This is a genomic window from Marinomonas sp. S3726 (assembly GCF_000967665.1).
Classification (GTDB): domain Bacteria; phylum Pseudomonadota; class Gammaproteobacteria; order Pseudomonadales; family Marinomonadaceae; genus Marinomonas.
Genome location: NZ_JXYC01000012.1, coordinates 40,073 through 52,561, shown reverse-complemented (window position 1 = coordinate 52,561; position 12,489 = coordinate 40,073). Strand labels below are relative to the sequence as shown.

General features: G+C 38.0%; 13 protein-coding genes. 3 read left to right on the top strand and 10 right to left on the bottom strand.

Annotation, left to right across the window (positions count from 1 at the left end; all coding sequences use genetic code 11):
- Positions 1-2: 2 nt before the first annotated feature.
- Entirely contained in the window at positions 3-290 is a 288-nt protein-coding gene (locus tag TW85_RS10910) for a glutaredoxin domain-containing protein (RefSeq protein ID WP_052702104.1), read from the bottom strand.
- Positions 291-434: 144 nt separating this feature from the next.
- Between TW85_RS10910 and TW85_RS10905 the strand changes: the two genes are divergently transcribed.
- The gene (locus TW85_RS10905; protein ID WP_046017151.1) at positions 435-1,367 is read left to right on the top strand and encodes an AraC family transcriptional regulator; all 933 of its coding nucleotides are present in this window, start codon (positions 435-437) and stop codon (positions 1,365-1,367) included.
- Positions 1,368-1,489: 122 nt separating this feature from the next.
- On the opposite strand, the gene ribE is transcribed toward TW85_RS10905, so the two are convergent.
- From ribE to TW85_RS10885, 4 genes are all read right to left on the bottom strand, one after another.
- Entirely contained in the window at positions 1,490-1,951 is a 462-nt protein-coding gene (gene ribE / locus TW85_RS10900; RefSeq protein ID WP_046017150.1) for a 6,7-dimethyl-8-ribityllumazine synthase, read from the bottom strand.
- Positions 1,952-2,026: 75 nt separating this feature from the next.
- Positions 2,027-3,142 (bottom strand): bifunctional 3,4-dihydroxy-2-butanone-4-phosphate synthase/GTP cyclohydrolase II, encoded by a 1,116-nt coding sequence (ribBA, locus tag TW85_RS10895; RefSeq protein ID WP_046017149.1) that lies wholly within the window; start codon positions 3,140-3,142, stop codon positions 2,027-2,029.
- A 427-nt stretch (positions 3,143-3,569) separates the two neighbouring features.
- On the bottom strand, positions 3,570-3,782 hold the full coding sequence (locus tag TW85_RS10890) for a hypothetical protein (protein ID WP_202904852.1): 213 nt from the start codon (positions 3,780-3,782) through the stop codon (positions 3,570-3,572).
- A gap of 152 nt (positions 3,783-3,934) precedes the next feature.
- Positions 3,935-5,146 (bottom strand): hypothetical protein, encoded by a 1,212-nt coding sequence (locus TW85_RS10885; RefSeq protein WP_046017148.1) that lies wholly within the window; start codon positions 5,144-5,146, stop codon positions 3,935-3,937.
- A 382-nt stretch (positions 5,147-5,528) separates the two neighbouring features.
- Here TW85_RS10885 and TW85_RS10880 point away from each other — a divergent pair, with 382 nt between their 5' ends.
- Positions 5,529-6,494 (top strand): AraC family transcriptional regulator, encoded by a 966-nt coding sequence (locus TW85_RS10880; RefSeq protein ID WP_046017147.1) that lies wholly within the window; start codon positions 5,529-5,531, stop codon positions 6,492-6,494.
- Here TW85_RS10880 and TW85_RS10875 read toward each other — a convergent pair.
- From TW85_RS10875 to TW85_RS10860, 4 genes are all read right to left on the bottom strand, one after another.
- Positions 6,456-7,085, bottom strand: a complete 630-nt coding sequence (locus TW85_RS10875; RefSeq protein ID WP_046017146.1) for a LysE family translocator — start codon at positions 7,083-7,085, stop codon at positions 6,456-6,458. The genes TW85_RS10880 and TW85_RS10875 overlap by 39 nt on opposite strands.
- Positions 7,086-7,159: 74 nt before the next feature.
- On the bottom strand, positions 7,160-8,575 hold the full coding sequence (locus TW85_RS25455; protein WP_052702102.1) for a HAMP domain-containing sensor histidine kinase: 1,416 nt from the start codon (positions 8,573-8,575) through the stop codon (positions 7,160-7,162).
- On the bottom strand, positions 8,572-9,261 hold the full coding sequence (locus TW85_RS10865; RefSeq protein ID WP_046017145.1) for a response regulator transcription factor: 690 nt from the start codon (positions 9,259-9,261) through the stop codon (positions 8,572-8,574). The genes TW85_RS25455 and TW85_RS10865 overlap by 4 nt, the downstream gene beginning before the upstream one ends.
- Positions 9,262-9,327: 66 nt before the next feature.
- Positions 9,328-10,296: a hypothetical protein gene (locus TW85_RS10860; RefSeq protein WP_052702100.1), complete on the bottom strand. Its 969-nt coding sequence runs from the start codon at positions 10,294-10,296 to the stop codon at positions 9,328-9,330.
- A gap of 305 nt (positions 10,297-10,601) precedes the next feature.
- Between TW85_RS10860 and htpX the strand changes: the two genes are divergently transcribed.
- Positions 10,602-11,477, top strand: coding sequence for a protease HtpX (htpX, locus tag TW85_RS10855; RefSeq protein WP_084616275.1), 876 nt, complete (start codon positions 10,602-10,604; stop codon positions 11,475-11,477).
- A 64-nt stretch (positions 11,478-11,541) separates the two neighbouring features.
- On the opposite strand, the gene TW85_RS10850 is transcribed toward htpX, so the two are convergent.
- Complete coding sequence (locus tag TW85_RS10850) at positions 11,542-12,318, bottom strand: c-type cytochrome (RefSeq protein ID WP_046017144.1); 777 nt, start codon at positions 12,316-12,318, stop codon at positions 11,542-11,544.
- Positions 12,319-12,489: the final 171 nt, after the last annotated feature.

The following is a 12,489-nucleotide window of genomic DNA, read 5'->3' as shown; positions in this document are numbered from 1 at the left end:
CCTTATGCAATTAAGTCTGTTTGTTGAGAGTAATGCACTAGAAACTTCACTATATCTTGAGATTCATACAGCCACTTAACTTGGCCATCTTCACGCTCAATTCTTAAACAAGGTACTTGCTTGCTACCACCACCAGCAATTAAGTCACCTCTGTGTTGAGCACTTTTTTGAATATCCCTGCGTTCTACATTCAATTTCAGTTTATCAAGAGCTTGGCGTGTATAAGCGCAAAATGGGCAAGCATGATAATGATATAAAGCGAGTCCTGGGACTGTGTTTGATTTACTCATAGCTAATCTCCAAAGTATTCATATTTTCAATACATGCAATTATCCTTATATATTTGCTTCAAAATATGATGAAATAGCCAAATTAATTGTCATTTTGTCCTGATATCTTGGCTTTAACAGCTTACCTCAGTTTTGGAGATTCTTTTGGATGCATTAACCGATGTACTTAAAACCCTGCGTTTAAATACTCAAACCTATTTTTGCAGTGATTTTCATGCACCTTGGGGAATTGTGATGGATGAAGACAGTGAAGGTATGTTCCATGTCGTACTTGAAGGTAGCTGTGTACTAAATATAAGTAATAATTCAAATACCATCATTTTAAATAAAGGAGATATTGTCGCTTTTCCCAGTGGTGGCGCCCATTGGATCAGTGACCATCAAGACAGTCCAAAAATGCCGAGTCGCTTTGTTCTAGATAAAATTTTATCGGGCGAAAGCCCCTTTGAATCACAAACAGAGCCCAGCCAAGAAATTATCAAAAACACCTTAATGTGTGGATCATTCAGCTATGATACGAAAATGAAGCACCCCTTCATTCGAGACCTACCTTGTTTCATACACATCAAAGCAGAACAAAATAACGAACAAAGATGGATGAGTGAACTCGTTGCAACTCTTTCAAGAGAATCTCGCTCTCCTTCACCTGGCTCAAGTTTAATGCTGGATAGGTTAACTGAAGTACTGTTTATTCAAATTATTCGTTATTTTCTTAACTCTCAACCAAATAAGCATAATTACCTCGCCGCACTCAATGATCAACAAATTGGCACCACTTTGAACCTCATACACGCAGAAGAGTCAGCTTTTTGGACTATCGAAAAGTTAGGAGAAAAAGTCGCTATGTCGCGCAGTGCCTTTACAGATAAGTTTTCCAAACTGGTTGGCCAAGCGCCAAAAACCTATCTTCTTAACTGGCGTATGCAAAAAGCAAAAACACGTTTAGAAACAACCGATGACTCCATGTATCAGATTGCTGAAGATGCTGGCTACTCCTCCGAAGCCGCATTTAGTAAGGCATTCAAAGCCTTTTTTACTGAAACACCAGGCTTTGTAAGACGCGCAAGCAAGTACTAAGTTCAGGCAAGGCCACACTCCCCATAAAAAAGCCTTGATCAGATTCACTCTAATCAAGGCTTTTTTATTTTATAGAACGGTCTTTAAGGCCTGGCTCTAAAAGTTATGCCATCTACTAATTATTAAATTTGTTTAAGCAAGCTCACCATTTCATAAGCACATAGTGCTGATTCTTCACCTTTGTTACCTGCTTTTGTACCAGCACGCTCAATCGCTTGTTCTATAGTATCTACGGTTAGAATACCAAAAGAAATTGGCACATTCGTATCTAAGGAGATTTTACCTAAGCCACTTACCGCTTCACCCGCAACATAATCAAAGTGAGGGGTTGAACCACGAATAACCGCACCTAGGGCAATAACAGCATCATACTTGCCACTTTCAGCTAATTTTTTAACGACTAAAGGCACTTCAAATGCACCTGGGCAACTTACCAAGGTAATGTCATCTTCACTAATTCCGTGCCTTGTTAGACCACGAACAGCACCATCAACTAGCTTATCTACAACAAACTCATTCCAAGTTGTATTTACAATGACAAATTTCGCATCTAGTGGCTTAAAGTTACCTTCGATCTTTTTCATTTTTTTCCCTTACTTATCTGTGTCACTAATATTGTTAGTTAATACTTAAAATCTTAATGCTCGCCAATAAACCGATTAGTTTTGGTATTCGAGATAGTCCACGACTTCTAAGTCAAAGCCTGATATTCCGGTAAATTTCATTGGACTACTCAGTAGTCGCATTTTGCTCACACCTAGGTCTTTTAAAATCTGAGAACCTGTACCTATTGTCACATAGGAGCCAGAACTATCTATATTGGCGTTTGGTTGCGGCTTCTGGCGACCCAAAAAGGTTTCAACTGAATCTACCACGCTTTCTTTTTCGCCGACATTAAGCAGTACAAGAACCCCTGCATCTGAATTAGCAATTGTCTTTAATGCTTCTGGCATAGGCCAGCTATGAGACCCTGGACTGTTCACACCTAGCACATCCCTTAAGGTTTCTTGAGACTGAACTCTCACCAGAGGCGTTTCACTGGCAGCCACATCCCCATGCGTAAGAACCATGTGGGTTTCATTGTTAATTGTGTCTTTATATAAATGAAGGTCAAATTCACCGTAGGCTGTATCTAATGTATCTTGGCTAAGCTTTTCAATGGTATGCTCATTTGCCATACGGTATTTGATTAAATCAGCAATGGTGCCAATTTTAAGATCATGTTCCTTAGCAAACTCTTCCAACTCTGGTCTTCTCGCCATAGTGCCATCGTCATTCATTATTTCAACAATGCAGCTAGCTGGTTGTAGACCTGCAAGCTTTGCTAAATCGCAGCCTGCTTCTGTGTGACCGGCACGTAATAATACGCCAGCCGCTTGCGCTCTTAGAGGAAAGATATGGCCAGGCTGAACAATATCATCAGGTTTACCCATAGGATTAACAGCAGAGAAAACCGTTTTAGCCCTATCAGCGGCACTGATCCCTGTTGTTACCCCTTCCGCCGCTTCAATGGAAACAGTAAACGGCGTACTAAACTTAGATCCATTCCCTGCCACCATAGAAGGTAAGCCTAAATAATCACAGCGCTCTGGTGTCAGAGTTAAACAGATGAGACCTCTGGCTTTGCTCGCCATAAAGTTAATAATTTCAGGCGTGACTTTTTCGGCAGCAACGATAATATCACCTTCATTCTCCCTGTCTTCGTCATCCATCAAGATGACCATCTTACCATCTCTGATATCTGCAATAATGTCTTCTATGTTATTTAGTGCCATTCGATTCTCTCTATTTATTATGTAACGCTTAATGGGGATTCCTGCCAAAATGCTTGGCTAGATATCTAAACACCATCAAAAACATGGTTGATTTCATGAAAATAAAATACAGCCGTTTGTGTCAGCTCATATCAAAAGTTACGTTATATCTTGTAGCCCTAATAAAATGGGGACGAAACTTTATTTTTCAATAAATATCACTTATAGATTTGGCGCCTATCTTGCCATATTGAACTAAAGCACAATTTGACTAATATCATTTTAGACTAATTACGACTTCCCTAGCATGCTAGAAAAACTTAGCCATATTAAAGAAAGGCTTGAGAGTAAAAATAAAAAGCGCCATGAAAAGGCGCTTTGTGTGGTTAAGTATAATGTAATTAATAAATCACTCTTACTTGATGAGCGACTTAGGCACTCGACTTTATTACATTAAACTATCAATTAACTTATCGAAAAAAGCCCTATCTTTAGGCCTTTCATTAAGGTTGTCTCGAAAATCATCACGACAGCCCGGGTTACAAAAACCAACGGTATACCCACGGTAAAGTGTATAAGAGTTTGAAACTACATCTTTACCTGATCTTGGGCAATACTGATTTATTGCATCTCCTTGTTTATTCATATTCATGTTTAGCATTTATATCTCCAATCACACCTTAAGGATTTAACACAAGTTAAAGTACCGAAAAAATGATGTCAGCCAAAGGGTAAAAGAGGACGCTATCTAGACCTAAAAAGACAAATAAGGGCGCAGCAATCGCTACGCCCTGTTAAAACGAGAACTAGTCTTTACTCTTCAATGACTGGGTCATCAATAATAGTGACATTCTCTAGTGCATATTGATCTAGCACCCATTGATAGCTTTCATAAATTTCATATCTGTCAGGATAAGTTTTACCAATCTCATCCCAGCGCTTTATCGCGTTGGAATAATCAGAGCCTGATATTACACCTTCAAATTCAAACTCTTCATTATTATGAGGGTTTAGTACTGTCGTCGTATAAGGAATATCAACTTCACTATTCTGCACCTCCATTCTAGCAAGCATAAGACCATAGGCAGGGACATTAGCTGGCATAGCTTCTTTTTCTGTGGTTTGCTCATTTGTGGTCGTACTTTCTCCCACTGTGGTAGAAGCACTAAAAGTTTCTGAGAAACTAAAAGTAATCGAACCACTTTGCTCTACAGTACCAGGCACACCCACCTTATAACCTTCAGTCAAACTGACACCTGCGGTTGCTGAAACGCCTAAAGTTTCTGTCCAAGTATCACTTTGACTTTTACCATCAACATACCAAACTTCTGCAGTATCACCTTGTATCAGGCTTGATGAGTTTTGTAGTAAACGCTCCCCAAAGTAGGTTTTGGTGCCAGAATAATCTGTAATACGATCCCAGTGTATTTCAACTCCGACTTCCTCAAGGTCAAGCCTATCGCCAATACATGGATAAATACTCCAAATTTTACTGTCGCTCGTTGTCCCTGCAAAACCAACCACTGAGCGTGTATCAATCGCTAGATCATAGGATTGCCATTTATCCCAGCCATTATTAGAGCCAAAATATAATTCACGGGTTGAACCATCATGCATGTCTTCAACATATAATCTAATACGTGAAATATTGTCGGCATTCTTCTTATACATACGCCAACCCTGAATGTATTCAGTGCCGCCTAAAAGTTTTTCTGTACCACTGCCATCCGTCTTGCCGACTAGTTCATCGTCGGCATATAAGTACTGAATCTTATGCCCTTTGATTCGCTCATCTCCGCTATATGCCGTAATCGAAGTAATCTTATCCCCTGATATTCTCTTATTCATGTAGCTATCACACATATCAAAATCGCTACCCTTACTTGATTTGCCAAAGCTCTGGCTTTCAAAGTAAGTAATGGTTCCACCATTTTCAGGCGTATTAAAATATTCATCCAACAAATTGCTGGCAAAACCCACTTGCGAAGCCAAAGCTGCAGACGTTAACACTGCTATTTTTTTCATTATTATCATCCATCTATAATGTTCATCGTTATGCAAAGCTCTAGGGGCTCACTTAATTTTTGTTATTTGTGTGAGCAGATTTACCTAGCGCCAACTTGCAAGTCAAAGTATCCATTCAGAAAAGCCTTTAAGACAACAAAGAATAAAGACAACAAACATAAGAAAAAGGACAAAACGAATCAGTCTCACTTTTTAAAGAAAGCGGTCTCATTTTTTACACTTAAACTTTTACAGAAGTAAATATATCTAATAAATATTTTATTTTACTTTCAAAATAGAAAGCTATATAAATAATAAGACGACGAGCTATAAAAACATATTTTCGATGAGATAAGATTTGAAACATTTATCCTTCAACTTAATATCAACTTATGCGCTAAACATGGCACATAACTTTTATTTGAAAAATAATTTAAACCTTGACGAGTTATATCGCACTTGTAATTTTAGTTATAACGACCTTAAAAATGAACATAACCAAATAACAATTGAAACTCTCATTAAATCTCTTGTGCTAATAAAACGATATTTAGCTCCGGATGAAAAGCTTGCTAACGTGTTAGAAGAAAACCTAAACATATCTGATTTAGGTGGATTTGGTTTCACTTTGCTCTCTGCGCCCAGCCTGATAGAAGGGCTAGAACTGATTAAAAATGCTTTCTGTATTCTAGAGCCAAGTTTTGATTTCAAATTGGAAAAAATAAGTACTGAAAAAATTGAATTTATTATAGAAAATCCAGGAACTTTTAAAGAGTTCAATGACGATATTCTTGAATTATCATGCCTTATGCTAGAGAAGTATATTCGTTTCTTTAAAGCTGATTTTCATATAATAAAAAGCAAAACCTTCATATACAAAGCAAATAAACCGAATAAACATTCAAGATCTATAAAAATAAAAAAAGAGTTACTCCCCCTTCCCTCCATAATGAAACATCCAACCTTCTTTAATAAAAATCGCGATAAATTCTTAAAGAAATCAAACTATTATAAAAGCGTCAAAGGCTGTGTATTAAGTGTAAACAAACTTATCCGAAACAATATTTACAAAGGTAAAAAACCTAGCCTAAAAGATATTTCTGATCAATTAGGAACAACAACAAAAACATTATCAAGATTATTAAAATCCCATGATACGAGTTTCCAAAGCTGTCTAGATCAGGTGATATGTGAGTTTGCAATTAACCTCATTAAGAAGGGATATAACACTAAAGAAATAGCCTATACCTTAGGCTTCCAATCCATAGCAGGTCTCAACTATCTCTTTATTAAAAAGTATGATCAAACACTCAATCAGTTAAAAGAGAGCTTAGAACTCTCTAACGAACATACTAGCAGCAGCGCCTAACATAGTTGTTGCAGCACCTCGGTGTAACAGAGTTTGTGCCTTTTTACTCGACAAGGCCTGTCGTACCGCCATAGCGGCAAGAATAAAAACAGCACCCACCACAAGTAGAACAAGCATGGTACTAGGCACCAATACAAAAGCCCAAGTCGTGATATTTACCAATTCTAAATCAATCACGACTGGTAAAAGTGCCATATAAAAAGCAATCGTTTTAGGATTACCTAATGTGATGGTATAGCCAGAAATAGCTGCGCTAATATAATCTTTTTTCTTAGGTTCAGCTTGGCTCTCTAGGCTTTGATGCTCTGCTGTCCAAAAACAATATGCCAGATAACACAAATAGCAAAGAGCCCCCCATTTAACCAAGACGAATAGTAAGCTAAAGCTACTCGCTAACAGGGCTAAACCAAATACAGCAAAAGATAAATAAGTTAAGTCACCCAGAATCAAACCGAATAACATCACAAAACCTGCACCAGCTCCGCTATTAACACTTCTTGCAACAAGTGCCGTTATTCCTGGCCCGGGAATAGCCGCTGCGATAGCGAGTGCCGTCATATATGCCAATATTTGTGTTAATTCCAAACTCATTACCCCTCATTACCTATTTTGTATTTAAACACTAAAATAAAGCATAAATTAGGTAGTTTCTTGAATGTTATTGCTCATTTCCCCATATTAAACATCTTAAAACGCATCTGAAAATTGCAACCTTTACCTATGCCAGCCGAATCGACTTTTATTACACCATTTTGTAACTCCACCAGCGCTTTAGTAATAGATAAACCAAGACCCATATGGCCACTCTCACTACTACGGCTATGACTAACCCGATAAAAGCGATCAAAAACAAAGGGTAAGTGCTTTGCCTCAATACCGATACCATTATCCTTCACTTCTATTATCAAATAAGCCTTTTCACGCTTCACTTTTAACACAATTTCACCGTCAACTTGGCTGTAACGTAAAGCATTACTCACAAGATTACTTAATACTTGGACCATACGTTCTTCATCTAATAAGACAGAGGATAAACCATGCTCAATACTTGTTTTAAAGCTTACCCCTACACTCAGACATTGCGTTTGGAAAGCACCTTCTATACGTGAAAAGAGTTTTACTAAATTCACCTCGGTACAAATAACACTTAGGGTTTGTTCATCTGCCTCCGATAAAACGCTCAAGTCGGTTAAAAGTCGCTTTATGTGACCAATTTCACCAGAGATAATATCTAGTTTAGAGGAGTCCAAAGGGGAATTAAGATCTTGTGCCATTTCTATATAACCAGATATCACCTGCAATGGCGTCCCTAAGTCATGAGCAATATCGGCTGTCATTTGACGCCTTTTAATATCTGCAAGAGCTAACTCAGCACTCATTTTATTAAAGCTTTCTGCTAATTCACCGAGCTCATCACGAGACGTTTTTACAACAGACTGTTTCAAGTCACCTTTTGCCATGGCCTGACTTGCTTTTGTTAGTGCCTCGATTGGTCTTAGCAAGTATTTTGCTAATATTCCCCCTAAGATTGCCGCAACAAATAACGCTGTCGCTACAGCTATCAGAAGAACTTGATTTGTATGCTCAAAAAAGATTTTCTTCTCTGATTGTAAGCTAATACCCTTACCATCTTTTGGCACTAACCAAGCAATCACCTTACCATCTATTTCTATCGGTTTAATCTTGGTGAGGTAGACATCAGGAGGAGTGTCGCCAGTGGAGAAAGTTAAAAATTGCTTTAGTACTCTTTTATCTGCATCCAAAATACCATGCTGATTTATACGCCTTTTAGTTGGCCTCTCAAGCGGCTTTTTGGTCGAGTTTCGCCCAGCTAGATTAACTTTATTATCAAATTTTAATGGATGTAAGTTTATATAGTATTCTTCAAACCCTTGCCATGAACCTTCAATTTCATACCAATTAATCACTTCGGCAATGATCTCAGCTTGTTGTTCTTGATCAACTAAGCTTTTTAATCTTTGATCAGACGTTAAATAGATAAGTAGAAATATCACAATGCCAGTAAAGCTCGTTAAAGCGAAGTAACTTAGCGTTAGCTTAATTCTCAGAGACATTTTCATTCTGTCATAACACTTAGCCGATAACCGACACCAAATACACTATTAATATCAAAAGCATTGTTAGTATTTTCAGCTAGTTTTAATCGCAGGTTACGAATATGAATTTTCAAAGTGGATTCAAGCCCTGTGTTACCATTTTCAATCAAGTAACGGCATAAATCAGCTTTATTAACGGTTTGCTCAGCACGCTGAACCAATAAATTTAATAAACAAAATTCACTAGCTGTCAGTATGATTTGAGCCTCTAGATAGATAACCTCATTTGTTGACTTGTCTAACTTAAGACCTGCGTAAATATGGCTTGTTTTAATTACATCATAACTAACCGACCGCCTTAATACTGCTTTAAGCCTTGCTAATAACTCGCTTAAACGAAAAGGTTTAATCACATAATCATCAGCTCCCAGCTCAAAACCTTTAATTAAATCACTTTCATGTTGTTTAGCTGTGATCATAATGACAGGCAAATTGCTCGTTTTACGCAAGACTTTAATGAACTCATAGCCATCCATGAAAGGCATCATGACATCTAATAAAATGAGATCTGGCGTTTTTTCCTTTATAGAGACAAGTGCATCTTTTCCATTTGTTGCAAGCCTTACTTGGTAGCCTTGACCTGTTAAAAACTCGGCCAACAGCTGTTGCACATTATGCTTATCATCAACAACTAAAATAGTTTGTCTCATGCTTCTTCCAGCTAGAAATGAAAATGGCTTCAACAAAGTAGTGAAGCCATTTTTTTACTTATTTGATTATTTAACCTGATATCTTAACAACACTTCGTTATCTAAGACCACGTTGGTTGACCAAATAAACTCTGCTCCAGCGCCTGCAAACTTCTCTCTAAAATTCATGTAAGCTTTTTTATTATCAACACCTATCACTGACTCTGTATAAGTGGTTGCAGCAGGCCAATCTGTTGAATCAAACGATTGCGCTTGCCAATTGCTTGGTATTTTCCAATGAATAGCATAGGCATTAGATCCGTTATCTACACCTTTTGTTGAGCACGTTTTTGAATAACGAAGGCTGTCAGACTCAACAGGACACGTTAAATCATAAATAGGTGCGGTGTAATAGGTTTGAGCCTGCCAATCAGCATTCGTGATAGTGCCATCACTAAAGCTTGCGATAAAGCCACCATCTCCTGGATGGTAATCACTTCCCCTATTACTCTCAGTCCCTAACCCTAGGTTTTCTTCCCAATCAATCACTTTAACAGCTATGTTATAAGGTTTTTTCACCTTAAATTTAACCACACTGGCGTTGAACTGAGTAAAAGGTACTGAATCCACTCCAACCATGACCCCCTTGATATAGAGTTCAAAGTAGTTATCTGCAAAGATATAGCCTGTAATCACATCTCCATCTGCATCAATTTCAACTACAGGAACCGCATCTAAATTAACTTGGGATAAACTTTCAGGGCGATAACCTGTACATTCATTATGAAGATCTGTACTGATTGGTGCTGTTTTAAAGTGATTTACACCTGGCACAACCCAGAAATTACCTTGCACATCTTCCACTTCTCCCACACCAGCAACTCGTGCTCTCCCTCTCTCACACTCATATAAGCTTTTTACGGTAGTTTTTGCAGGACCTTGGCTAATAAACCCGCTACCTTGATAATCTGAAATAGAGCTTGAAGCAACGGCTAAATCGCCTTTAGAACAGCCAGTTATAGCTATCAAAGCAACACTGAGTACAACTAATTTCATGGGCATATTCCTAATTAGTGTTTTATAAACAATTTCTGTTGTTAGTTATGATGATCGCAAATCCTAACAAAGCACCTAGAAGGATTGGTTTAGATTTAGTTTAGATAACAAATAATTTTATTCATCAGACTATGTTTAACTCACTATTCTCATCAGCACCTATTGATAATAAGTGAGCATAAGCGTTAAAACTGGCCAAAATGAATCTTACTCAAAATCCGCAATTTAGGCTTGAAATAGCTTACGAAGACCATATGATTAGCTCAACAGGCGTTATCGCCATGATTAATTTTTGGAGCAATGTAATGCGTATTTTATTATTTCTAGCCACCAACATCGCCGTGTTGATAGTTGCTAGCATAGTACTCAGTGTTTTAGGTGTAGATAGATACATTTCAAATGATGGCCTTAACCTTGGCTCACTACTCGCATTTTGTGCTGTATTTGGTTTTACTGGCAGTATTATTTCGCTTCTGCTTTCTAAAAAAATGGCAAAAATGAGTGCCAGAGCTCAGATAATAGACTCTCCTGCTAACCATAAAGAAAAGTGGCTATTAGACACAGTTGCTCAACTAGCTCATAAAGCAGGTATAAAAACTCCTGAAGTAGCAATATTCCCAAGCCATGATGCCAACGCTTTTGCTACAGGTTGGAATAAAAATGATGCGTTAGTCGCTGTTTCTCAAGGTATGATGGATAGATTTCCACCTAACGAGATCGAAGCGGTACTTGGCCATGAGATTGGTCACGTTGCAAATGGCGACATGGTTACCCTGACCCTAATACAAGGTGTAGTAAATACATTTGTTATGTTCTTTGCCCGTATTGCAGGCTATGCGGTTGATCAGTTCTTACGTAAAGATGATGAAGGCGGTGTAGGTTGGGGTTATTATATTGCCACCATCATCTTCGAAATCTTATTCGGTATTTTGGCCTCTATGATAGTCATGTGGTTCTCGCGTTACCGTGAATACAAGGCTGATATCGCAGGTGCGCAATTAGTAAGCAAGTCAGACATGATGGCCGCACTTATCCGTATCAAAAAAGAGAGTGAAGTATCCCATATGCCAGAAACCATGATGGCATTTGGCATTAACGCTGGTAAGCGCCCGACATTGGGTGAATTGTTAGCAAGCCATCCACCACTGGATGACAGAATTAAAGCTCTAGCAAACAGCTAAGCAACTGAAAAAATAAAAACGCCCATTATTTAATGGGCGTTTTTTATGTATCAAGAAAGATTAGTTAATTAGTATGAGACTCAGGAAGTTTAAGCTTCTGAATATAAGCACCTAAATGTCGCCTATCTTTTTCATTCAGTTTTTGACTAATCATTTGCATAGGATTATCAAATAAATTGTCCGTCGTACGCTTACCCTTGCTATAGCTTTCTAGGGTCATACGAACATACCTAGCATGTTGCCCTGTTAATTTAGGCGCTTTATCTAAACCAATAATTCGACCTTCACCATAAACCCCATGACAATTTTGACAGGCCTCGATCCCTCGTTTGTCATCCCCTTTTAAATATAAAATTGCGCCTAGCTTAGCCCATGCATCATTTTCTTTTTGAGTATGTCTTAGGGGGTCCAAACTCACATCAATCGCTTGAGATGTTCCAATAGGTTGACCGGCATAATAATGCGCAATAGATTGCAACTCATCATCTGTATACTGATTGAGAGAGCCCTTCATTTCATTGGTAACTCGATAGCCAGATTTAAAATTGATGAGCTGATCATAAAGGTAACTCATATCCTGACCGGCTAAATTAGGTACTTGCTTTAAGCTTGTTTCAGAAATGGTAGGATGGCCAGTTAATCCATGGCATTGTACACAAGTCACCCCATTCACATCCTTACGTTGAATTAAGCTTATAGGGCTCTGCTTTTTAAACTCTCCTGCAAGTTCTTCTTGCTCTGGCATAGGCTCAGTATTGGCATTTGCATTAAAAACCAAACTGTAAAATAAAATTACTACCGCCCTATTAAATCGATTATCTAACTCAAATAGTTTCTTCATTGAAGTTTACCTATCCTTTCTCAAACACAAACATGCGTTATCTAATCCCTATCCTCATCATCTAAAGTAAGAACATGACGTGTCATTTATCAATCTATACAAGCTTTTTTAGTTATTCAAAGTTTTAATTGTGGGAGATATAGATATGCAAACTTAAGTCAATAAAGTGTC